The organism is Nocardioides sp. (genome assembly GCF_036493135.1).
GTDB lineage: Bacteria > Actinomycetota > Actinomycetes > Propionibacteriales > Nocardioidaceae > Nocardioides.
This window is the reverse complement of record NZ_DASXQG010000082.1, coordinates 1-21,836: the sequence shown is the minus strand read 5'-3', so window position 1 is coordinate 21,836 and position 21,836 is coordinate 1. Positions and strand designations below refer to the sequence as shown.

At 71.0% G+C, this 21,836-nt stretch carries 22 protein-coding genes; 10 read left to right on the top strand and 12 right to left on the bottom strand.

What is annotated here, in order from left to right; genetic code table 11:
• Window positions 1-67: 67 nt before the first annotated feature.
• Genes VGJ24_RS15470 through paaK form a run of 4 tightly spaced genes read left to right on the top strand, consistent with a single transcriptional unit; the run spans window position 68 to window position 2,932 of the window.
• A complete protein-coding gene (locus VGJ24_RS15470; protein WP_331501527.1) occupies window positions 68-1,012 on the top strand; it encodes a cation diffusion facilitator family transporter in 945 nt (314 codons plus the stop codon).
• Window positions 1,013-1,021: 9 nt separating this feature from the next.
• A complete protein-coding gene (paaI, locus tag VGJ24_RS15465) occupies window positions 1,022-1,498 on the top strand; it encodes a hydroxyphenylacetyl-CoA thioesterase PaaI (RefSeq protein WP_331501526.1) in 477 nt (158 codons plus the stop codon).
• Between the two features lie 38 nt (window positions 1,499-1,536).
• A complete protein-coding gene (locus VGJ24_RS19565; RefSeq protein WP_349257102.1) occupies window positions 1,537-1,674 on the top strand; it encodes a DUF6855 family protein in 138 nt (45 codons plus the stop codon).
• Complete coding sequence (gene paaK, locus VGJ24_RS15460) at window positions 1,640-2,932, top strand: phenylacetate--CoA ligase PaaK (RefSeq protein WP_331501525.1); 1,293 nt, start codon at window positions 1,640-1,642, stop codon at window positions 2,930-2,932. Before VGJ24_RS19565 ends, paaK begins: the two co-directional genes overlap by 35 nt.
• Before the next feature lie 18 nt (window positions 2,933-2,950).
• Here the strand turns inward: paaK and alc are convergent, their stop codons facing one another.
• From alc to VGJ24_RS15400, 12 genes are read right to left on the bottom strand one after another with little or no spacing between them, the layout of a single operon-like run.
• Window positions 2,951-3,922, bottom strand: coding sequence for an allantoicase (gene alc, locus VGJ24_RS15455; RefSeq protein WP_331501524.1), 972 nt, complete (start codon window positions 3,920-3,922; stop codon window positions 2,951-2,953).
• The gene (gene allB, locus VGJ24_RS15450; protein ID WP_331501523.1) at window positions 3,919-5,271 is read right to left on the bottom strand and encodes an allantoinase AllB; all 1,353 of its coding nucleotides are present in this window, start codon (window positions 5,269-5,271) and stop codon (window positions 3,919-3,921) included. Before allB ends, alc begins: the two co-directional genes overlap by 4 nt.
• Before the next feature lie 11 nt (window positions 5,272-5,282).
• Entirely contained in the window at window positions 5,283-6,527 is a 1,245-nt protein-coding gene (locus tag VGJ24_RS15445) for a DUF6986 family protein (protein WP_331501522.1), read from the bottom strand.
• Window positions 6,528-6,545: 18 nt separating this feature from the next.
• Window positions 6,546-8,093, bottom strand: a complete 1,548-nt coding sequence (gene aceB / locus VGJ24_RS15440) for a malate synthase A (protein WP_331501521.1) — start codon at window positions 8,091-8,093, stop codon at window positions 6,546-6,548.
• Entirely contained in the window at window positions 8,090-10,393 is a 2,304-nt protein-coding gene (pucD, locus tag VGJ24_RS15435; RefSeq protein ID WP_331501520.1) for a xanthine dehydrogenase subunit D, read from the bottom strand. The genes aceB and pucD overlap by 4 nt, the downstream gene beginning before the upstream one ends.
• Window positions 10,390-11,751: an 8-oxoguanine deaminase gene (locus tag VGJ24_RS15430; RefSeq protein ID WP_331501519.1), complete on the bottom strand. Its 1,362-nt coding sequence runs from the start codon at window positions 11,749-11,751 to the stop codon at window positions 10,390-10,392. Before VGJ24_RS15430 ends, pucD begins: the two co-directional genes overlap by 4 nt.
• Window positions 11,748-12,212: a (2Fe-2S)-binding protein gene (locus VGJ24_RS15425; protein ID WP_331501518.1), complete on the bottom strand. Its 465-nt coding sequence runs from the start codon at window positions 12,210-12,212 to the stop codon at window positions 11,748-11,750. Before VGJ24_RS15425 ends, VGJ24_RS15430 begins: the two co-directional genes overlap by 4 nt.
• Window positions 12,212-13,072: an FAD binding domain-containing protein gene (locus VGJ24_RS15420; protein WP_331501517.1), complete on the bottom strand. Its 861-nt coding sequence runs from the start codon at window positions 13,070-13,072 to the stop codon at window positions 12,212-12,214. The genes VGJ24_RS15425 and VGJ24_RS15420 overlap by 1 nt, the downstream gene beginning before the upstream one ends.
• The gene (pucL, locus tag VGJ24_RS15415; protein WP_331501516.1) at window positions 13,072-13,926 is read right to left on the bottom strand and encodes a factor-independent urate hydroxylase; all 855 of its coding nucleotides are present in this window, start codon (window positions 13,924-13,926) and stop codon (window positions 13,072-13,074) included. The genes VGJ24_RS15420 and pucL overlap by 1 nt, the downstream gene beginning before the upstream one ends.
• A gap of 1 nt (window position 13,927) precedes the next feature.
• Window positions 13,928-14,248 (bottom strand): hydroxyisourate hydrolase, encoded by a 321-nt coding sequence (gene uraH, locus VGJ24_RS15410; protein ID WP_331501515.1) that lies wholly within the window; start codon window positions 14,246-14,248, stop codon window positions 13,928-13,930.
• Entirely contained in the window at window positions 14,245-14,730 is a 486-nt protein-coding gene (uraD, locus tag VGJ24_RS15405) for a 2-oxo-4-hydroxy-4-carboxy-5-ureidoimidazoline decarboxylase (RefSeq protein WP_331501514.1), read from the bottom strand. The genes uraH and uraD overlap by 4 nt, the downstream gene beginning before the upstream one ends.
• 49 nt (window positions 14,731-14,779) lie before the next feature.
• On the bottom strand, window positions 14,780-16,009 hold the full coding sequence (locus tag VGJ24_RS15400; protein ID WP_331501513.1) for an LCP family protein: 1,230 nt from the start codon (window positions 16,007-16,009) through the stop codon (window positions 14,780-14,782).
• Between the two features lie 118 nt (window positions 16,010-16,127).
• Here VGJ24_RS15400 and VGJ24_RS15395 point away from each other — a divergent pair, with 118 nt between their 5' ends.
• The 6 genes from VGJ24_RS15395 to VGJ24_RS15370 form a co-directional block, all read left to right on the top strand.
• Window positions 16,128-17,561 carry an LCP family protein gene (locus tag VGJ24_RS15395; protein ID WP_331501512.1) on the top strand — a complete coding sequence of 478 codons (1,434 nt, stop codon included), beginning with the start codon at window positions 16,128-16,130 and terminating at the stop codon, window positions 17,559-17,561.
• A gap of 9 nt (window positions 17,562-17,570) precedes the next feature.
• Window positions 17,571-17,858 carry a DUF1905 domain-containing protein gene (locus VGJ24_RS15390; protein WP_331501511.1) on the top strand — a complete coding sequence of 96 codons (288 nt, stop codon included), beginning with the start codon at window positions 17,571-17,573 and terminating at the stop codon, window positions 17,856-17,858.
• A gap of 276 nt (window positions 17,859-18,134) precedes the next feature.
• Window positions 18,135-19,466, top strand: coding sequence for an HNH endonuclease signature motif containing protein (locus tag VGJ24_RS15385; protein WP_331501510.1), 1,332 nt, complete (start codon window positions 18,135-18,137; stop codon window positions 19,464-19,466).
• Between the two features lie 46 nt (window positions 19,467-19,512).
• Complete coding sequence (locus VGJ24_RS15380) at window positions 19,513-20,430, top strand: glycosyltransferase family 2 protein (protein ID WP_331501509.1); 918 nt, start codon at window positions 19,513-19,515, stop codon at window positions 20,428-20,430.
• On the top strand, window positions 20,427-21,332 hold the full coding sequence (locus VGJ24_RS15375; RefSeq protein ID WP_331501508.1) for a glycosyltransferase family 2 protein: 906 nt from the start codon (window positions 20,427-20,429) through the stop codon (window positions 21,330-21,332). Before VGJ24_RS15380 ends, VGJ24_RS15375 begins: the two co-directional genes overlap by 4 nt.
• A gap of 28 nt (window positions 21,333-21,360) precedes the next feature.
• A partial coding sequence (locus VGJ24_RS15370; RefSeq protein ID WP_331501577.1) for an NAD(P)-binding protein occupies window positions 21,361-21,836 on the top strand: 476 nt, incomplete at its 3' end.

Below are 21,836 nucleotides of genomic sequence, written 5' to 3'. Positions count from 1 at the left end.
CGGATCGCGCGGGAGCATCGCCTGGACGGGTGAGCCGCGGCCCGACGCGCTCGGGTACACAGGATCAATGGCAGAGGACGAGTCCACCTGGACCGTGCTCGTCGCCGGCACAGCGAACCTGCTCATCGCCGTCGCCAAGCTGGTCGCCGGTCTCGCGTCCGGGTCGTCGGCGATGCTGTCGGAGGCCGCGCACTCGCTCGGCGACACCATGAACCAGGTGTTCTTGATGGCGGCGCTACGACGGAGCCGGAGGCCTGCCGACGAGGAGCACCCGTTCGGCTACGGGATGGAGCGGTACTTCTGGTCGCTGCTGGCCGCGCTCGGGATCTTCGTGCTCGGGGCCGGTTTCTCGGCGTACCAGGGGATCTCGGCGCTCATCGAGGGCGGCGAGCCGGGCCCGGCCACCTGGGCCTTCGTCGTGCTGGGGGCTTCGTTCCTCTTCGAGGGCGGCTCTTTCGTCAAGGCGCTCGTGCAGCTCCGCGGCAACGCGGGCGGTGCGGGTGTGTCGATGCTCCACCACCTCCGGCACGACGCCGACCCGACGCTGCGGGCGGTGGTCTGGGAGGACGGTGTCGCCCTGGTTGGGCTGCTGCTCGCGGCCGCCGGTCTCGCCGTCGACGAGGTGACCGGGGGCCGGACGTGGGACGGTGTCGCGTCGCTGGCGATCGCCGTCCTGCTGGTCGCCGTCGCGTACGGGCTGGCCCGGCAGAACCAGCAGTACCTCATCGGCAAGGCCGCCTCGCCGGACCTACGCCAGGGCATCAGCGACGTGATCCGGGAAACCGAGAGCGTGGACGCCGTGCTCGAGCTGCTGACCATGCGGCTGTCGCCGGATCAGGTGCTGGTCGCGGCCCGGGTCGACCTCGCAGACCACCTGAGCCCCGAGGAGCTCGAGCACGCGGCGGACGACGTGGACGCGCTGATCCGCGAGCGTTTCCCCGAGGTGCGGCACGTCTTCCTCGACCCGACGCCGGACCGCACCGAGGACTCGGCCGGCGATCCGCGTGGCTAGCCTGGCCGCGTGACGCCGGAGGAGATCGCCCAGGAGGTCGCCCAGGAGATGGATCAGCAGACGGATCAGCAGACCGACCAGCAGATCGCAGAGCGCAGTGCCGAGGCGATGTGGGCCGGCGACCGGGCGAGCACGGGGCTGGAGATGAGCCTCGACGCGGTCGGCCCGGGAACGGCGACGCTGTCGATGACGATCCGCGAGGACATGGTCAACGGCCACGCCATCGGCCACGGCGGGTACACCTTCACCCTCGCCGACAGTGCGTTCGCGTTCGCCTGCAACTCCTACAACCGGTCGACCGTCGCGGCCGGGGCCGAGATCCGCTTCCGCCGGCCGACCCACCTCGGCGACCGGCTCGTCGCCTCCGCCACCGAGCGCTCCCGTGACGGTCGCGAGGGGGTGTACGACGTCGTGGTCACCGTGGGCGACGAGGTCGTCGCGGTCTTCGTCGGCCGGAGCAAGGAGATCGGCGGGTCCCTCTTCTAGCTGTACAAGTCAGCGGTGCGCCGGGCGAGCCCCGCGACGTGGCGCCGCCGGTGCTCGAGGCGCTCGGGCTCGCCGAGGTCGAGCACCACGCCCGCAACAACCGGATCCGTGCGCTCTGGACAGACGTCCTAGATTCACCGCATGAGCGGAGAGATCCCGACGTTCGACCGCAGTGAGCTCGAACGGAGGCAGCTCGAGCGGCTCCGGGACACGCTGGGTCGGGTCTATGCGCACGTACCGCACTACACCCGCGCCTTCGACGAGGCCGGCGTGAAGCCGGACGACCTGACCGCGCTGTCCGACCTCGCCCGCTTCCCGTTCACCACCAAGGCGGACCTGCGGGCGAACTACCCGTTCGGCATGTTCGCGGTGCCGCGGGACCAGGTGAGCCGCGTCCATGCCAGCAGCGGTACGACGGGCAAGCCGACCGTGGTCGGGTACACCAAGGACGACCTCGACACGTGGTCGGAGCTGATGGCCCGCTCGATCCGGGCGGCCGGCGGTCGTCCGGGCGACCTCGTGCACGTCGCCTACGGCTACGGGCTGTTCACCGGCGGGCTCGGTGCCCACTACGGCGCCGAGCGGCTGGGCTGCACGGTGATCCCCGTCAGTGGCGGGATGACCGAGCGGCAGGCTCAGCTGATCGTCGACTTCCGGCCACGGATCATCATGGTGACGCCGTCTTACTTCCTGTCGATCCTCGACGAGCTCGAGGCCCAGGGCGTCGACCCGATGGACACCAGTCTGGAGATCGGGATCTTCGGTGCCGAGCCGTGGACCGACGAGATGCGGCACGCCGTCGAGGCTCGCACCCACCTCAGGGCCGTGGACATCTACGGGCTGTCGGAGGTGATGGGGCCGGGGGTCAGCCAGGAGTCCGGCGAGACCCAGGACGGTCTGCACGTCTGGGAGGACCACTTCCTGCCCGAGATCGTCGACCCGCTGACGATGGAGCCGGTCGCGGACGGCGATGAGGGCGAGCTGGTCTTCACGAGCCTGACCAAGCAGGCGATGCCGGTCATCCGGTACCGCACCCGCGACCTGACCCGCCTGCTGCCGGGCACGGCGTACCCGGCCTTCCGGCGGATGCAGAAGGTCACCGGTCGCACCGACGACATGATGATCGTGCGCGGGGTGAACGTGTTCCCGACCCAGATCGAGGAGCAGATCCTCGCCGTCGACGGGCTGGCACCGCACTACACCTGCGTGCTGACCCGGCCGGGAAACCTCGACGAGCTCACGGTGCGGGTCGAGTCGCTGGTGGAGCTGTCGGGCGAGCCGGACGACGCCGCGTCGGCGTCGCTCGGATCGGCCCTGGCCGAGCGGATCAAGAATCGGATCGGCGTCACCGCCGGGGTGGAGGTGGTCGCCCCGCACAGCCTCGAGCGGTCGACCGGCAAGGCGCGGCGGATCGAGGACCTGCGCCGCGGGTGACCTCGAGCAGATGAGGTGTCAGGCGAGCTCGCCCCAGACCCGCATCCGGGCCATCCCACCGTCCGGATAGACGTCCAGCCGGACATGGGTGACCGGTCGCGTCTCCCCGACGATGAACCGGTGCCGGGTGTCGGGCTGCGCGGGCCGGCGTACGACGAGGTCGAACCACTCGTCGTCGGTCGGCCCGTCCGGTAGCGGGTCTCCCCCCGGGAACGCGGCCCCCGAGAGGCCGACCCAGCCGGGTGCGTTGCCGAGGAAGTACGACGTGTCCAGCTCCACGTGCCGCACCACCCCCGCGCCGGTGAGCGCGAACACCGCCCAGTCGTGCCCGTCGTCACGGCGCCGCGCGTTCTCCCAGCCCTCGCCCATGTGCCGCGCCCGACCGGGCAGGATCAGGTTCGCCGGAGACCCGTAGAAGGCGTCCGAGCACGCGATCAGCCGACCGCCGTTCTCCGCCGCGGCCAGGTCGATGGTGCCGGTGAGGAATCGGCGGTCGGGGACGGGGATCCCGTGGACGCGGAACCGGGCGACCCCGCCATCGGGGTGGATGGTCAGCCGGACATGGGTCCAGACGCGGTCGTTGCTCAGCTCGAACGCGTTCGCCGCGTCGCCCGCGACCGGAGACCTCTCGAGCAGCGTCTCCCACGCCCGATCTGGCAGCTGGTCGGCAGGGGGGTAGCCCTCGACCGACGCCGCCTCGACCGACACGAACGGCGGATAGTTGCCGGCGAAGTACGACGTGTCGACGACGACACCCTTGACGACACCGGGCACTCCCAGCCGCACGATCGCCCAGTCGACGCCCTGCTGGCGGCGACGGCGGGTCTCCCAGCCGTCGTACTCCTTGCCCTTGTGGCCGAAGGTGTGCACCGCCGACGGGGGCTCGGGCCTGATCAGGTTCTCCCGCGCGGCGAAGAACTCGTCGTTGGCGGCCACCACGCTGCCGGTCAGCGCTCGCGAGGCCAGATCGGGCAGCTCGGTGAAGCTCACGGTGATCCCTTCCTCAGCAGATGCCCGTGCGGGCTCCCGCTCACGATCCCATCCCGGACGACTCGTCCGCCGCGACACCACACGGTGCGCACCCGGCCGGACAGCGTCGTTCCGGCGTACGGCGTGACCCGGTGCCGGTGGTACAGCTTGTCCGGCTCCACCACGAAGGACTCGTCGGGTGCGAACACCACGAGGTCGGCGTCGCGGCCCACCGCGATCGCCCCCTTGCTGGTCAGCCCGGTCAGCGCCGCCGGCCCGGCCGACATCCAGGCCAGGACCGTCTGGAGACCGATGCCCCGCTCGCGGGCCGCGGACCACACCAGCGGAAGGCCCAGCTGCAGGGACGACACGCCTCCCCAGGCCTCGCCGAAGTCGCCGGTGTCCAGGTGCTTGAGGTCGGCGGTCGAAGGGGAGTGGTCGCTCACGACGCAGTCGATCACCCCGGTCGTGAGCGCGTCCCACAGAGCCTCGCGGTTGGCCGCATCGCGGATCGGCGGACAGCACTTGAACTCCGTGCGTCCGTCGGGAACCTCCTCCGCGCTCAGCGTCAGGTAGTGCGGACAGGTCTCCACACTCACCCGCACCCCGGACGCCCGGGCCTCGGCGAGGCGCGGCACCGAACCGGCGCTCGACAGGTGCAGCACGTGCACCCGCGCATCGTGCTTCGCGGCCAGGTCCAGGACGCGTGCGATCGCGACATCCTCGGCCTGGTGGGGCCGCGAGTCGACGAAGCCGGCGTACGACGACCCGGAGCAGCCGGGCGCCGCGGCGAGCACACCGGGATCCTCGGCATGCACGATCAACAACGCGTCAAGGTCGGCCACCTCGGCCACGGCCCGCTCGAGCTGGACGTCGTCCAGCGGCGGGAACTCCGGTACGCCGCTGTCGACCAGGAAGCACTTGAAGCCGAACACTCCCGAGGCGGCCAGGGTGTCGAGGCTGCCGAGGCTGCTCGGCACGGCTCCGCCCCAGAAGCCGACGTCGACGTAACACTCTCCCTCCGCGACGGCACGCTTCGTGGCCAGCGCGGCCACGTCGACGGTCGGGGGGATCGAGTTCAACGGCATGTCGATGATCGCGGTGACACCACCTGCCGCGGCCGCTCGCGTCGCGGAGGCGAAGCCCTCCCACTCGGTGCGGCCCGGCTCGTTGACGTGGACGTGGCTGTCCACGAGGCCCGGGAGGAGCACCTCGTCGTCGCCCAGCGTGACCACCTCCGCGGCGTCGACCGGGGCGCCGGGTGCCTCGATCGCGACCACGCGCCCGTCCGCCACCGCGACCACGGCCGGCCGGAGCTGCCCGTCGACGAGCGCGGTGCCGATGACGGCCAGGTCCACGGTGACATCCATGGTCGCCACCCTCACACCCGGCGCAGGGCGAGGTCGTCGAGCGCCGCCACCGGTGCGCCGGTGAGGTCGGTGACCTCGGCGGGTGTCACGGCGCCGCACCGGACCGCGCGGCGGAGGAAGCCCGCCAGCGCCTTCGCCGTCGCGGGCTCGTCGAGGACGGTCGTCGACTCCTCGGCGAGGTACGCGCGAAGCCGCGTCGCGGCCGTGTCGAGACCTGACCTGAAGAACAAGAAGGTGGCCAGGTAGCGGGTGGGCAGCTGCGCCGGATGCAGGTCCCACCCCTGGTAGAGCCCACGCTCCAGTGACCGGAGCACCAGCCGGAAGTGCAGGGCCCAGCCGGCCCGCACCTGCTCCCGGCCCCCCGCCGGCAGCACGTTGGTCGAGCCGTCCGAGACCGGCACCCCCGTCCCGGAGGCGGCCAGCAGCATCACGTTCTTCGCGTGGTCGGCGACGGGGTGGTCCATGGACTGCTGGGCGGCCGCGATGCCGAGGGCGGCCGTGTAGTCGTAGGTCCCGAAGTGCAGCCCGTCGCAGCGTCCCTGCGCCGCGTGCACCAGCCGCGCGACCGTTGCCGTCCCGTCCGCACCGAGGATCACCTGTGGCGTCTCGACCTGGACCTCGAAGCGCAGTCGCCCCGTCGCCAGTCCGTACGCCGTCTCCAGCCGGCCGCAGGCCTCAGCCATCGCCGCCACCTGCTCGACCGAGGTCACCTTGGGCAAGGTCAGCCGGAAGCCGTCGGGCAGCGGGCCGGACTCCAGCGCGGCGCCGAGCACGAGGTCGAGCGTGCGCAGACCGCGGGCCCGCGTGGTGGACTCGAAGCTCTTGAAGCGCACTCCCCAGAACGGCGGTGGCGCGCCGGCGACGGCACGCACCGCCGCCAGGGCGTCGGCGTCCTCCTCGCTGTCCGAGTGACCGCGGTAGCCGTCCTCGAGGTCGATGCGGAGATCCTCGACCGGCTCGTCGTCGAGCTTGCTGAGCAGACTCGTCCAGACGTCGCCGACCGACCCGGGATCGGCGCCGACGACTCGGGCCAGCGCCTCGGCGTCGGGCGCGTGCTCGTCCAGAGCCGCCCGCGCGGCTGCGCCGTACTCAGCGGTCAGTCCCGGCCGGACCCGGTCCGCCGGGACGTAGACGGTGTGCACCGGCTGCCGGGCACCCGAGTCGCCGGGATAGGCGGCGGCCAGGGCGAGGTCCGCCGGCGTCATGATCGCCTCGACCGCGGCGAGGTCCGCCGGGGTCAACCGGGGGTCGGTCACTCGGCCCTCACTCTGCCTTCACTCGACATAGTCCGCGTAGGCCGGGGTCGTCAGGAAGTCGAGGTACTCCTCGGCCAGCACCACGCGCGCGAACAGGTCGCGTGCCTGCCGGAGCCTGGCGCGCGTCGTGTCGTCGAGTCCCTCCGAGATCGACGCGGCCTCGGCGGCGAGAACGCCCTCGACGTACGCCCGGTCGATCACCCGCCCCCTGTCGGTCTCGGTGCCGTGCCGGATCCACTGCCACAGCTGGCTCCGGGAGATCTCGACGGTGGCGGCGTCCTCCATCAGGTTGTCGATGGCCGCCGCGCCGTCGCCGCCGAGCCAGGAGGCCAGATACCGAAGAGAGACCGAGACGTTGGCGCGGACGCCGGCCTCGGTGACGTCGCCGTCGGCGGAGGCCAGGTCGAGGAGGTCGTCGGCGCTGACGACGGTGTCAGGGAACTGGCGGTCCAGCTGGTTGGGCCGTTCGCCGAGCACGGCGTCGAACTCCTCGCGACAGATCGCCACGAGCCCGGGATGGGCAACCCAGGAGCCGTCGTACCCGGCCGCCGCCTCGCGCGACTTGTCGGCGCGGACCTGGGCGAGAGCGGACTCGTTGGTGACGGGGTCCTTGGTCGGGATGAACGCCGCCATCCCGCCCATCGCGAACGCGCCGCGTCGGTGGCACGTCGCCACGAGCAGGTCGCTGTACGCCGCCATGAACGGCGTCGTCATGGACACCGCCGACCGGTCGGGCAGCACGAACTCGGGGCCGGACTCGCGGAAGTTCTTGATCAGGCTGAACAGGTAGTCCCAGCGCCCCGCGTTGAGACCCGATGCGTGCTCGCGCATCTCGTAGAGGATCTCGTCCATCTCGAAGGCGGCGTTGATCGTCTCGATCAGGACGGTGGCCCGGATGGTGCCGTGCGGGATCCCGAGCGCGGCCTGGGCGTGGCCGAAGACGTCGTTCCAGAGCCGCGCCTCGTGGTGGCTCTCGAGCTTGGGCAGGTAGTAGTAGGGGCCCTCCTCGCGCGACACGAGCTCCGCCGCGTTGTGGAAGAAGTGCAGGCCGAAGTCGAGCAGGGCACCCGCCATCGGCCGGCCATCGACCGGCAGGTGCTTCTCGTCGAGGTGCCAGCCACGGGGGCGTACGACGACCGTGGCGAGCGGCCCGTCGTCCAAGGAGTAGTGCTTGCCCTCCGGTGAGGTGAACTCGAGGCGGCGCCGGGCGACGTCGTACAACACCTGCTGGCCCTCGAGCACGTTGTCCCAGTGGGGGGTGTTGGCGTCCTCGAGGTCGGCCAGCCACACCTTCGCGCCGGAGTTGAGGGCGTTGACGGCCATCTTCGGCCGGGTCGGCCCGGTGATCTCGACGCGACGGTCCTGCAGCGCCGGGGGAGCAGGGGCGACCTGCCAGTCGGCGGCGCGGACGTCCGCCGTCCCGGGCAGGAAGTCGCGCGGCGGACCGGTCCTCCGGCGGGCGGCCAACAGCTCGTCGCGACGGGGTCCGAAGCGACGCTGCAGGTCGGTGACGAAGGCGATCGCGTCGTCACTCAACAGGCGGTTGCTCTGAGTAGAGGTGGTCATCGGGTTCCCGTCACATCCTCCGGTCGGATCGGCACACGGCGGAGGTCGAGACCGGTCGCCGCCCGGATCGCCGCTGCGACCGCAGGCCCGGACGAGATGGTGGGCGCCTCGCCCACGCCACGCAGCCCGTACGGCGCGTGGGGGTCGGCGTACTCGAGGACCTCGATCGGCATCGGCGGGGTGTCGAGGATCGTGGGGATCAGGTAGTCGGTGAACGACGGGTTGGTGATCTTGCCGTCGACGATCTGGATCTCCTCCATCAGCGCGAGCCCCATGCCCTGAGTGCTCCCGCCCTGGATCTGGCCGACCACTGCCTGGGGGTTCATCGCCCTGCCGACGTCCTGGGTGCAGGCGAGCTCGACCACCTTGACCAGCCCGAGCTCGACGTCGACGTCGACCACGGCCCGATGGGCGGCGAACGCGTACTGGACGTGGGCGTCCCCCTGCCCGGTGTCCGGGTCGATCGGGGACGTCGGCCGGTGTCGCCACTCGACGGTGTCCTCGACGTCGTCGTCGCCGAGCAGGTCCGCGAGCGGGACCGAGATGCCCAGCACCCGGCTGACGACTTGCTCGCCCTCGAGCCGGAGGTCCTCGGCGTCCAGACCGTGCTGCGCGGCCCTGGCGAGGACGAGGGCGCGCACGCTCTCACAGGCGGCCTTGACCGCGCCGCCGGTGACGTACGTCTGGCGGGAGGCCGAGCTGGACCCCGCGGAGCCGACCTGGGTGTCCTGGGGCGCGACCACCACCTGCTCGACCCCGAGCTCGGTGCGGCAGATCTGCTGCTCGATGGTGACGAGTCCCTGGCCGACCTCGGCCGCGGCGGTGTGGACGGTGACCACCGGGCGGCCCTCGACGATCGAGAGGCGGACCCTCGCCGTGGAGTAGTCGTCGAAGCCCTCGGAGAACGCGACGTTCTTGTAGGCGACCGCGTAGCCCACGCCGCGACGTACGCCCTCGCCGTGGGTCGTGTTGGACACCCCGCCCGGCATCTCCCTGAGATCGGTGCCCCTCGTGATGCCGGGGAGTGGCATCGCCTGCAGCCGCTGGACCAGCTCGGCCACCGGCGCGGCGCTGTCGATGACCTGCCCGGTCGGGGCGTGGGAGCCCTCGTGGTAGCCGTTGCGTACCCGGATCTCGACCGGGTCGAGGCCGACCGCGTCGGCGAGCTTGTCCATCAACGCCTCGACCGCGAACGCGGTCTGCACCGAGCCGAAGCCGCGCATCGCTCCGCACGGCGGGTTGTTCGTGTAGGCGCCGTAGCAGTCCATGTGCAGATGAGGGATCTGGTAGGGGCCGAAGCCCATCGTGCCCGCGTTGCCGACCACCGCCGGGGTGCTGGACGCGTAGGCACCGCCGTCGAGGTGGACGGTGGCGCGCGCGTACACCAACGTGCCGTCGCGGTCGGCGCCGTACTCGTAGTGCAGCTTCGCCGGATGCCGGTGCACGTGCCCGAAGAACGACTCCTCGCGGTTGTAGACCATCTTGACCGGCTTGCCGGTGTGCAGCGCGAGCAGGCAGCCGTGCACGTGCATGGACAGGTCCTCACGCCCGCCGAACGCGCCGCCGACGCCCGCGAGCTGGAGCCGGACCCGGTCCGGCGGGAGCCCGAGCGCCGCGCAGACCTGGCGTTGGTCGACGTGCAGCCACTGGGTGGCGACGAAGAGGTCGACACCGCCGGTGCCGTCCGGAACGGCGAGCCCGGACTCCGGTCCGAGGAACGCCTGGTCCTGCATGCCGACCTCGTAGTCGCCGGCGACGACGACGTCGGCGACCGGGTCGGCGTCGCCGGTGCGGATCTTGACGTGCCGCACGAGGTTGCCGTCGGGGTGGAGCCTCGGGCTGTCGGGCAGCAGCGCCTTCTCGGCATCGACGACCGGCTCGAGCACGTCGTACTCGACCGCGATCTTCTGCATCGCCCGGCGTGCCGTCTCGGGGTGGTCCGCGGCTACCAGGGCGATCGGCTCGCCCTGGTAGCGGACGACGTCGATCGCCAGGACCGGCTGGTCCTGATGCTCGAGACCGAAGTACTTCTCGCCTGGTACGTCGTCATGGGTGAGGACCGCGAACACCCCGGCGGTCGCGAGCGCCTCGGTGATGTCGACCCTCGTGATCCGCGCGTAGGGGTGCGGGCTGCGCAACGTGACGCCCCACAGCATGCCGTCCATCCAGAGGTCGCTGCCATAGGCGAACTCGCCCATCACCTTGCGGATCCCGTCCGGCCTCTGGGGGGAGTCTCCGATCCCACCCGGCGTCGTGGTCCCGGCTCGGGTGTCCGTCCTCGTGTCGGCCCTGCTCGTCATCCGCCTACCGCCTTCCCTGCCAGCGCTTCTGACGCGGCGCCGACGTCGATCGCCAGGCGATCCTCGTCGAGGTCGACCATCGCGTCGTTCCGCACCACCGCTCGACCCTGCACGAGGAGCAGCTCGAGCGGTGGTGGTGTGCCCAGGACCAGGGCCGCGACCGGGTCGGGGATGCCGGCATGGGGTGCGGTGTCGATCCGCCACAGCGCGATGTCGGCGAGCTTGCCGGGCTCGAGCGACCCGATCTGGTCGTCCCACCCGAGCACCCGGGCACCTCCCAGCGTGGCCAGCTCGAGGCCGTCTCGCACGGTCAGCGCTCTCGGTCCACCGACCGCACGGGCGAACAGCACCGAGTGCCGGAGCTCCTCGACCAGCGAGGCTGCCTCGTTGGAGGCGGCACCGTCGACCCCGAGCCCCACCGGCACCCCGGCCGCATGCAGGTCGCGGGTGCGGCAGATGCCGGCGCCCAGCCGGGCATTGGATGAGGGACAGTGGGCGACGCAGGTCTGCGACGAGGCCATCGTGGCGATGTCGGAGTCGCCGAGGTGGACTCCGTGGGCGAGCCAGACGTCGGGACCGAGCCAGCCGAGGGACTCGACGTACTCGACGGGGCCGCAGCCGAACTTCTCGCGGCAGAAGTCGTCCTCGTCGACGGTCTCGGCGAGGTGCGTATGGAGCCGCACTCCCTTGTCGCGCGCGAGCAGGGCGGTCTGCTCGAGCAGGTCTGCGGTCACCGAGAACGGCGAGCACGGGGCGACGCCGACCCGCAGCATCGAGTCGGGGGAGGCGTCGTGGTGTCGGTCGATCGCGTCGGCGGTCGCGGTCAGGATCTGGTCGAGGTGCTCCACGACGTGGTCGGGCGGCAGACCACCTTGGCTGGCTCCGAGGTCCATCGACCCTCGGGTGGGGAGGAAGCGCAGCCCGACCTCCCGAGCCGCCTCGATCTCGGCGCCGAGCAGGTCGCCGCCGTCCGTGGGGAAGACGTAGTGGTGGTCGGTCGTCGTCGTACAGCCCGTCCGCGCCAGCTGCACGAGGGCCCCGGTCGCTCCGATGCGTACGGCGTCCTCGTCGAGGCACCCCCACACCGGGTAGAGCGTGGTCAGCCACTCGAAGAGCGTGTGGTCGACGGCCACGCCGCGGGTCAGCCACTGGTACAGGTGGTGGTGCGTGTTGACCAGGCCGGGCGTCGCCAGGCAACCCGACCCGTCGACGTACGTCGCGTCGTCGAGGCCACGGGGCGCCCGCCCGGAGGCGACCGCCACGATCCGGGCATCTTCGACCACGACGTGCCCGACCGCGTGCTCGGAGCGGTCGCCGTCCATGGTGACCACCGCGCAGCCGTCGAGGACGATCGTCATCGCAGCTGATCCGCGGCGCGGTGCACCGCTTCGATGATCTTCTCGTAGCCCGTGCAGCGGCACAGGTTGCCGGCCAGGGCCTCTCGGATCTCTGAGTCGTCCGGGTCGGGGTCGCGGGAGAGGAGATCATGGGTCGCGACCAGCAGGCCCGGCGTACAGAAGCCGCACTGCACGGCGCCGGCGTCGACGAACGCCTGCTGCACCGGGTGCAGTGCGTCGTCCGACCCCAGGCCCTCGACCGTCTCCACGCGGCGACCGTCGGCCTGGCCGGCGGCGACCAGGCACGCGCAGCAGGTGACGCCGTCGAGGTAGACGGTGCACGAACCGCACTCGCCCTGCTCGCAGGCGTTCTTCGACCCGGAGAGGCCCATCCGCTCGCGCAGGACGTAGAGCAGACTCTCGCCCTCCCAGACGTCGTCGGCCTCGTGCCGCTGGCCGTTGACCGTGATCGTGACCCGCATCAGCTCGCTTCCTCCCGGTGTGCCGTCCACGCCCAGCCCAGACATCGCTGCGCCATCACGGAGAGCGCGTACAGCCGGTACGCCGCGGTGCCGCGGACGTCGTCGATGGGGGAGGCGGCCGTGCCGACCAGTCTGCCGAACTCCGCGGACACCGACGCAGGGACCGCGCCGCGGGACTCCCAGGGCAGCTCTGCTGCCAGGAACGCCTCGGCCTCGGGGGCGCGCCTGGGTGTCGGTCCGGCCGATCCGATGCCCGTGCCGACCGTCCGGTGCTCGGGGTGGAGGGCGAACCCGAACGCGGCAACCGCGATCACCATCGCGTTGCGAGTGCCGATCTTGCTGAACTGCTGGGGGCCCGACGCGCGCCGTACCCAGACCGCCGTGACCAGCTCGTCCGGGCGACCGATGTGCTTCTTCACGCCGGCATAGAACTCGTGCGCCGGCACTCGGCGCACGCCCTCGGCGGACGACAGCTCGACGTCCGCGAACGCCGCGAGCAGTGCGGGGTGTGCGTCGCCGGCCGGAGATGCGGCGCCGAGATTGCCGCCGACGGTGCCGCGGTTGCGGATCTGCGGCGACCCGACGGTCCGTGAGGCCATCGCCAGTCCGGGCAGCTCCGTGCCGAGCTCCTGGATCACTCGTGTGTAGGACACGCCGGCGCCCAACCGGATCTCGCCGTTCGAGCGCTCCCAGGTCGAGAGCTCGGGGACCCGGGTGAGGTCGAGCAGCACGGGCGGGCGGCGCCGGTCGAAGTTGAGCTCGACCATCACGTCGGTCCCGCCCATGATCGGGACGGCGTCGGGATGCTCGGCTCGTGCGGCCAGGGCTTCGCCCAGCGACGACGGCGAGAGGAACTCCATCAGTCGTCACCGTCCCGCTGCACGGTCACCTCGATCAGCCCGTACGGCCGGTCGGTCACGTGGAACACCTCGCCGGGGTTGTCGAGCCCGAAGGGGCTCAGGTCGACCGCGACGTGGTGGATGTTCGGTGCGACCAGCTCGATGGACGTCAGGTCGGGCTGCGCCTCGAGCGCCGCCTTCCCCATCTCCCACAAGGACTGCTGGAGCGCCAGGGAGTGCACGTTCGCGAAGCGGTCGAGCAGGGCGCCGCGCACCGCGTCGTACGCCGCCGCCCAGTCGACCCCGCGCTCGACCGCGGTCGCCGAGTAGGACCAGGTCGCGGTGAGCGACGTGGCGAGCACGCGGTCATGGGTCGGCGGCAGCGTGGTGTAGTCGTCGACCAGGAAGTCGGCGAACTCCGACCCGGTCGACTTCAGCAGCACGAGGTCTCGCGCGCCGCTGACGATCTGCGCATCCCTTGAGTCGGCCGTCACGCACGTGGTGCGCACCTCGGCGCCCGCCTTGCGGAAGGCGTGGTCGTGGTCGGAGATCCGTTCCCAGCCGAACTCCTCGATGCGGACCTCGGCCGAGGTCACCGGCGCCACGTCGTCGACGAAGTGGCGGGCCAGGGCCAGGGCGAAGTCCTCGATCTGCGCGATCCCGACCGACCGCGCGAACGCGAACACCGTGTTCTTCTGCGAGTCGGTCGGCAGCACGTGGGCCTGGTCGCCCACCAGGTGGGCCGCGGTGAAGTCGCCGGTCAGCGCGGTCGAGACGTTGAGGTCGCGGACCACGTGCCGCCGGTCGTCGCGGACGATCCGGAACAGCCGCGTCTCCGCCTTGCCGTAGTGGTTGGCGCCCAGCACGATCCCCATCTCAGCTACCCCGGTACGTCGAGTAGCCGAAGGGACTGAGCAGCAGGGGGACGTGCAGGTGGTCGGTGTCGCGCACGACGAACGCCACCACGACCTCCGGGAAGAAGCCGTCAGTGCCCGTCTCCGCGGCGTATTGCCCCGTGTCGAAGCGCAGCCGGTACGTCGCCGGGTCGAGTCGGTCGGGTCCCAGGTCGGTGATCCGTCCGTCGGCGTCCGTCGATCCCCGTGCGAGTACGCCGCCCCGGCCCTCGAGCGTGACCGTGACGCCGCTCGCCGGCCGCCCGGTCGCCGTGTCCAGCACGTGCGTGCTCAGGTGGCTCATTCGACCACCTGCTGGAGTCGCAGCACCGCGATGTCGCGGAGCGCACGGACGGTCTCCGCACGCTCGGTGACGTCGTCGTTGCCCAGCCGTCGTTGCAGCTCGGTCAGGATCTCGGCACTGCTGCGACCGGCGGCCCTGATCAGGAACACGCGGCCGAACCGCTCCTCGTACGCCGCGTTCCCCGCGCGGAGCCGTGCCTCGTCGGTCGGGTCCACGCCGGCCTGCTCGGTGCGCGAGTGCGCGGCCTCGGCGTTGTCGGCGTCGGACTGCTCGCCGATCCGAGGGTGCCGGGAGATCGCCGACGCGAGCTCGTCGTCGCTGAGCTGGTCGGCCGACGCGCCGCCGCGGTCGAGGAGCGTCTTCCGGTCCTGGTAGGGCCGGCCGGCCACGACCTCCTCCACCCAGCGGGGCACGCCGAGGCAGCCCGTCACTCGCGCCGCCGCGTCCTCGGCGCTGAGCTGGTTGAACTCGATGACGTCCACGACGTCACCCTAGAGCGACACCGGCGCGAGGTGGCCGTGGCCCGAGGCCTCATTGCTGGGGTGGCAGGCCCGACTTGGTGCAGAGGTTCTTGCCGATGTCCGAGGTCTGGTCCTCGCGGATCAGCTTGAACATCTGCTTGGACCGCGTCGGGTCCCAGGTCACTGCCAGGTTGCTGATCGGGACCGGGCAGGTGAGGTCGCTGTGCGTCATCGCCCAGCCGAAGCGGCCCATGGCCAGGACGCTCATGTCGTCGTCGACGATCAGGTTCTCGGTCGTCGACGTCCAGAGGTTCCAGTAGCGGAACGGGTTGAGCACCGTCCACGGTGACAGCGCCTTGTGCCCGACCGCGGCCATCACCTCGCGCTGCTGGCCGCCACGGGCGATGTCGCCGAGCTGCGGGTCAGCGTGTCGGGACCGGGCGTAGGCGAGTGCGACCGTGCCGTCGGCGTGCTGGCAGCCCTTCTTCACATGGAGGTTGGCCAGCTTGTCGTTCATGGTGTGGTTCGGGCAGATCGTGACCCCGCCGACGGAGTCGACGATGTTCACGAAGCCACCGAGCCCGATCTCGACGTAGTGGTCGATGTGGATGCCGGTGTTCTGCTCGATCGTCCGGATCAACAGCTTCGGGCCGCCGAACGCGAAGGCCGCGTTGATCTTCGTCGTGCCGTGACCCGGGATCGGCACCAACGAGTCGCGCGGGATCGACATCGTGAGCGTGGGGCCGCTCCCGTCGTGGACGAGCACGATGGTGTCGGTGCGCTGGCCGGCGGCATTGCCGGTGTGGAGCTGCTTGCGCTGCTCGGCGGAAAGACCCGCGCGTGAGTCGCTGCCGACGAGCAGGTAGTTGGTGCCGTCCTGGTCGGGCGGGCGGTTGCCCGCGGGGAAGGCGTTGATCTTGTCGACCTTCGACCACGCCAAGAACGGGACCGCGATCAGGTAGACCAGCCAGAGGGCGAGCAGGATCCACAGGTAGCGGAGCTTGAACCGCGGCTTCGGCACCCGCCCGAGGCTGCGTCGTACGCCGTCGAGACCGCCGCCCACGGTGCGGCCCGACGAACCCGGCGGGGGAGGTGCGGGGGTCTCGCGGGGTGACCGTGCGGCAGCTTGCTCTCGCGAGATCGTGGGCATCACGCGGGTCTCGTCGGGCCCGGGCTCCCTCGGTTCCCTGGGTTCCCTGGGTTCCCTGGGCACGGGGCGGGTGGCATCGGGATCCTCCCCGGGGTCCCCGTCCTGCCGACCGCCCGGCGAACGGCCGCCGAACAGCCAGTCGTCGGACATGCCGGCGAGGGTACCGGCCGGCGGCCAATGGGCCCGATTCGGCGCGTCGGTCCGCCGTGTGGCCGGTGTGACTGGTGATACTGACGGGGCTACTTCCCCAGCACAGAGAGTCCTGCCCATGGGGCCGCCCCTCACCGCTCGCGCCACCGCCGTGGATCGGGCCGCACGCGTGCGGTACCGGCGCGCCCTGATGCTGATGGTGATGACCCTGGTCGTCCCGGGCTCGGCCCAGCTCGTGGCCGGCGACCGCCGGATCGGCCGCCTCGCCACCCGACTCTGGGCCGCGCTGCTCGTGGCGGGTCTCGTCGGCGTGCTGATGGCGGCGTACCACCACCAGTACGTGTTCTGGTTCGTGTCCGACACGACCGCGCTCGGCGTCGTACGGCTCGGCCTGATGCTGGTCGCGATCGGCTGGGCCTTCCTGTTCCTCGACGCGTGGCGGATCGGGCAGCCGCTGTCGCTCTCGCTCGGGCACCGGCGGGCCGTGGTCGGGCTGAACGGGATCCTGTGCTTCTCCGTCGCCGGCACGCTGCTGTTCGGCGCGCACCTGGTCGGGGTCCAGCGCGACTTCATCCTGACCATGTTCTCCGGCGACACCGTGCACGGCGCGAACGACGGTCGCTACAACGTCCTGCTCGTCGGCGGTGACTCCGGCGCCGGTCGCTGGGGCCTGCGCACCGACTCCATGACGGTGGCGAGCATCGACGCGACGACGGGGAGGACGGTGCTGATCGGCCTGCCCCGCAACCTGACCAACTTCCCGTTCGCCAAGGGCTCGGTGATGCACAAGGCGTGGCCCCACGGCTTCGACTGTGGCTACCCCGACTGCGAGCTGAACGGAGTGAACACCTGGGTCGGCGACCACCAGAACCTGTTCAAGGGCGTGAAGGACCCCGGCATGGACGCCACGATCTCGGCGATCGAGGGCATCACCGGGCTGAAGGTCAACTACTGGGCGTTCGTGAACCTGGCCGGCTTCCGGGGGCTCGTCGACGCCGTCGGCGGCGTGACCCTCGACGTCCGGCAGCCGATCCCGGTCGGCGGACTCGGTGCCGACGTCACCGGCTACATCAAGCCCGGCGTCCGCAAGCTCAACGGCTTCGACACCCTGTGGTTCGCGCGGTCGCGCGACAGCTCCGACGACTACTCGCGGATGGCCCGCCAGAAGTGCGTGATGAACGCGATGCTGCACCAGATCAGCCCGGAGACCGTGCTCACCAACTTCGAGAAGATCGCCAAGGCGTCCTCGCAGATGGTCTCCACCGACATCCCGGCCAGCGAGGTCGACACGTTCATGGGGCTGGCGCTGAAGGCCAGGAGCGCGCCGGTCGCGACGCTGTCGCTCGTGCCGCCCCTCGTGAACACCGCCGACCCCGACATCGGGCTGATCAAGCGCAAGGTGAAGGCCGCGATCGTGGCGTCGGAGCACCCGCCGGCGGCGTCCGCGCACCACCACCGGAAGAAGGCGTCGACAGTCACCGGAGGCTCGATCGGCTCGCTGAAGGCCGGGTACGCCGCCAACGAGTCGAGCAACCTCGGCGCCGTCTGCTGAACTACCCGCATGGACGTCGAGTTCACCGGGCCGGTCTTCGAGTGGCGCGGGCCCGCGCCGTACCACTTCGTCGCCGTACCGGAGGACGAGGCCGACCAGATCCGTGAGACCGCGGCATTCGTCACCTACGGCTGGGGGATGATCCCGGTCCGCGGCCGGATCGGCGACACCGACTTCACGACGTCGCTGTGGCCCAAGGACGGCGGGTACGTCGTACCGATCAAGGACGCGGTCCGCAAGCCCGAGCGGCTCGCGCTGGGCGACCAGATCACCGTGCGGCTGACCATCGACATCTGATCCCCGGCGGTCGCTGAGGTCAGGGACCCGTCCTCCGTGTCGGCGCTTCGGGTCCGGGGTGGTTTCGAGACAGGCGCCAGGGCGCCTTCCTCAACCACCGAATGACAGGTCGCCCGGCCCGGTGGTTGAGGAGGTCGCTCTGCGACCGTCTCGAAACCACAGGAATAGTAGGTGCTGGGAGATCTCCCAAAATGTCTTCAAAGTTTTTCTTCAAAACAGGCAATATTGCTGTGGATAACCGGGTCGAGTGTCGGTGGTCAGTGATTGGCTATTCCCATGTCGATCTCGGACCTCCGCCCCCAGCACCCCGGCGCTGGCGCCAGCCCGGCCGCGTTATTGGCCGAGGCGGTGGCGTCGGCGCGGGAGGCCGCCGGAGCGTTCTTCGCCGCCCAGTGCGACCAGGACCTGATCGCGACCGTGGAGCTGACCGAGCAGCTGCGGGCGGTGACCGCCGCGGTCCAGGCCGGGGCGGTGGCCGAGGCAGACGCGCGGGACCTGGCCAAGCAGCAGCTGGCCTATGGCTCGACCGGGGACTGGCTGACTCACACCGGGGGCCTCCGCAAGGGCGAAGGCCGCCGGGTGGTGGCCCGCGCGCACGCCCTGACCGGGGCATTAGCCGACACCCGGGAGGCGCTGGCCGCCGGGACCGTGTCCCCCGAGCAGGCCGACGTGATCGTGAAGTCGATCGAAGCGCTGCCGTCGGGTGCGGCGGTCCGTGCCCGCGGTCAGCAGGTGTTGGTGGAGCAGGCGGGGAGCCTGGATGCCACCGACCTGGCCCGGACCGGGCGGCACCTGGTCCACGTGGTCGACCCCGACGCCGAGGACCGGCGGCTGGAGCGGCAACTGGCCCGGGAGGAACGCGCCGCCCACCACGTCCGCTACCTGTCCATCACCGCCGACGGTGCCGGCGGGGTCCGTCTCAAGGGTCGTGGGTCCGCCGAGGACGGCGCGTTGTTGAAGGCCGCCCTGCTGCCGCTGACCGCGCCGGCCCCGGCCGTCGACGACGAGCACGGTGATCTGGTGCACGACCCCCGCGACCATGGCGCCCGCCTGTGGGACGCCCTGGTGCAGGTCGCCCAGCACGGTCTGGACGCCGACCTGCCGCCGGAGTCCCACGGCGCCCCCACCCGACTGATGGTTACCGTGACCCTGGACGCGCTGAGGTCCGGGCTCGCCGAGACCGCGGCCACCACCACCACCACCGAGACCGGGCTCTCGATCGCCACCATCCGCCGGCTGGCCTGCGACGCGGAGGTCATTCCCGCGGTCCTCGGCGCCCACGGCGAGCCGTTGGACGTCGGCCGAGCCAAGCGGCTGGTCACCGCCGCGATCTGGGTTGCCCTGGTGCTGCGCGACCGGCATTGCGCGTTCCCGGGCTGCGATCGGCCACCGGTGATGTGTCACGCTCACCACATCCGGCACTGGATATTCGGCGGCGAAACGAAACTGTCGAATCTCGTCCTGTTATGCGGCCACCACCACCGGGTTATCCACAACACACCCTGGGATGTCCGACTCAACCCCGACGACCACCAACCCGAATTCCGGCCACCACCCAAACCCGGAATAGAAACACAATGGATCCGGCAACGACCACGACGAGAGTGACGTGACCGCTTCACCCTCGTCGGTGGAGGTTCACTAGAGTTCCCGGATGCCCTCCGACGACCGCCGCATCGCCGCCGTCGTGGTCACCTACAACCGCCTGGAGATGCTGCAACGACTGGTCAAGACGCTGGTCGACGTGCCGGGTCTGGACGAGGTGCTGGTCGTCGACAACGCGTCGACGGACGGCACGGGGGAGTGGCTGGCGGCCCTCGATCGGGGTCGCGTGCACGGTCGCACCCTGGCCACCAACACCGGTGGCGCGGGCGGCTTCCACGACGGCCTGGCCTGGGCCGTGGAGCGCGGCGCCGACCTGGTCTGGCTGATGGACGACGACGGCACGCCGGAGCCGGGCTGCCTCGAGATGCTGCTCCAGCACGCCGAGGGGCTCGACTTCTGGGGACCGGTGGTCGTCGACCGGGCCGACCCGGAGCGCCTGGTGTTCCCGATCCGGCTCCCGGGGGGCGCGCGCGTCGTACACGCGATGACAGACGTACGACGCGCGGCCGACGACGGACTGATCCGCGGCATCGTCATCCCCTTCAACGGCGTGCTGGTGACCCGCGAGCTGGTGGAGCGGATCGGCCTACCGCGGGCGGAGTTCTTCATCTGGGGCGACGACCACGAGTACCGCCTGCGGGCCGAGCGCGCCGGCGCCCGCATCGCCACCGTCGTCGACGCCCGCGTCCAGCATCCGTCGGTCGGAGCGCTCGGGACCCCGATGGCGTTCGGGCGCACGACGTACAACGACACCCCGAGCGACCTCAAGCACTACTGCATGGCGCGCAACAACCTGGTCAACCTCCGTGAGTACGGCGGCACGATGCACGCGCTGGCGTTCGTCGCGAAGACCCTGTGGTTCTACACGTTCACCCGACGCGACCCGGCCCGGGTCCGGCTCAGCATCGGGGCCTGGCGCGACGCGTTGCGCGGGGACTTCACCGGGCACGAGAGGTTCCTGTCGTGACCGAGAGCGTCGCGGTCGTCGTCGTCACCTACAACCGCGCCGACCTGCTCGGGCGGACGCTCGACGGGCTCGCCGCGCAGACCCACGAGCCCGACGCGGTGATCGTCGTCGACAACGCCAGCACCGACCACACGCGCGAGGTGCTCGACGCCCACCACGGCCTGCATCTCCAGCGCATCCACCTCGACGAGAACACCGGCGGCGCCGGTGGGTTCCGGGCGGGCGTGGAGTCGGCCTACGACCAGGGCTTCGACCGGATCTGGCTGATGGACGACGACGTCGTGCCGGCCCCCGACTGCCTGGCGGTCCTGATGGCGCAGGACGACGCGTTCGTGATGGCGGTCCGTGAGGACACCCACGGCCGGCTGGTCGAGAAGGCGGCGACCGACTTCGACCTCACGCACGCACGGTCGATCCGGCCGAAGCGGCGCACCGTCGAGACCGACTTCGGCGACCGCCTCGTGATGCCACCCCGGGTCGAGCTGCACAACGTCGCCTTCGAGGGGCCGCTGTTCCGTCGTGAGGTGGTGGAGGCGATCGGCCTGCCGGACGCGTCGTACTTCATCTTCTACGACGACGTCGACTTCGCCCTGCGCGCGCGCCGAGCCGGCTACCGGATCTGGGCGATCCGCGACGCGGTGCTGGTGCGCCAGCTCGAGTTCAGCCAGCAGCACGACCTGGCCGGCTGGAAGGGGTACTACATGTACCGCAACCTCTTCGCGGTGCACTTCCGCTACGGCGCCAACCCGCTGGTCCGGGCCAAGCCGTACGCGATCGCCGCGACGGTCACCGTGCTCAGCCCGATCCGCGGCGGGAGGGCGGAGGCGCGGAACGTGATCCGCGCCATCCGGGGCGCCCGGAGGATGCGCTCGATTCCAGGTTCGGGCCCCTCCGCTCGCTAGACTGGCGGGCCTCGACCGATCAGGAGTTCTGACCTTGTCCCAGCCCGACCTCGTCGTCGTCGGGTCCGGTTTCTTCGGCCTCACCATCGCAGAACGGTGCGCCAACGAGCTGGGCCTGAACGTCCTCGTGCTGGAGCGGCGCCGCCATCTCGGCGGCAACGCCTACAGCGAGGCCGACCCCGAGACCGGCATCGAGGTGCACGTGTACGGCGCGCACCTCTTCCACACCTCCAACGAGCGGGTCTGGGAGTACGTCAACCGCTTCACCGGCTTCACCCACTACCAGCACCGCGTCTTCGGCCAGTACGACGGGCAGGTCTACTCCCTGCCGATGAACCTCGGGCTGATCAACCAGTTCTTCGGCCGCAGCCACACCCCTGACGAGGCGCGCGAGCTGATCGCCAAGCAGGCCAGCGAGATCGACACCGAGCACGCGGCGAACCTCGAGGAGAAGGCGATCAGCCTGGTCGGCCGCCCGCTCTACGAGGCCTTCATCAAGGGGTA

Coding starts and splice junctions, on each gene's coding strand:
- VGJ24_RS15470 (WP_331501527.1), top strand. CDS start 68: ATGGCAGAGGACGAGTCCACCTGGACCGTGCTCGTCGCCGGCACAGCG.
- paaK (WP_331501525.1), top strand. CDS start 1,640: ATGAGCGGAGAGATCCCGACGTTCGACCGCAGTGAGCTCGAACGGAGG.
- allB (WP_331501523.1), bottom strand. CDS start 5,271: ATGGATGTCACCGTGGACCTGGCCGTCATCGGCACCGCGCTCGTCGAC.
- aceB (WP_331501521.1), bottom strand. CDS start 8,093: ATGACCACCTCTACTCAGAGCAACCGCCTGTTGAGTGACGACGCGATC.
- pucD (WP_331501520.1), bottom strand. CDS start 10,393: ATGACGAGCAGGGCCGACACGAGGACGGACACCCGAGCCGGGACCACG.
- VGJ24_RS15430 (WP_331501519.1), bottom strand. CDS start 11,751: ATGACGATCGTCCTCGACGGCTGCGCGGTGGTCACCATGGACGGCGAC.
- VGJ24_RS15425 (WP_331501518.1), bottom strand. CDS start 12,212: ATGCGGGTCACGATCACGGTCAACGGCCAGCGGCACGAGGCCGACGAC.
- VGJ24_RS15420 (WP_331501517.1), bottom strand. CDS start 13,072: ATGGAGTTCCTCTCGCCGTCGTCGCTGGGCGAAGCCCTGGCCGCACGA.
- pucL (WP_331501516.1), bottom strand. CDS start 13,926: ATGGGGATCGTGCTGGGCGCCAACCACTACGGCAAGGCGGAGACGCGG.
- uraH (WP_331501515.1), bottom strand. CDS start 14,248: ATGAGCCACCTGAGCACGCACGTGCTGGACACGGCGACCGGGCGGCCG.
- VGJ24_RS15400 (WP_331501513.1), bottom strand. CDS start 16,009: ATGTCCGACGACTGGCTGTTCGGCGGCCGTTCGCCGGGCGGTCGGCAG.
- VGJ24_RS15395 (WP_331501512.1), top strand. CDS start 16,128: ATGGGGCCGCCCCTCACCGCTCGCGCCACCGCCGTGGATCGGGCCGCA.
- VGJ24_RS15390 (WP_331501511.1), top strand. CDS start 17,571: ATGGACGTCGAGTTCACCGGGCCGGTCTTCGAGTGGCGCGGGCCCGCG.
- VGJ24_RS15385 (WP_331501510.1), top strand. CDS start 18,135: ATGTCGATCTCGGACCTCCGCCCCCAGCACCCCGGCGCTGGCGCCAGC.
- VGJ24_RS15380 (WP_331501509.1), top strand. CDS start 19,513: ATGCCCTCCGACGACCGCCGCATCGCCGCCGTCGTGGTCACCTACAAC.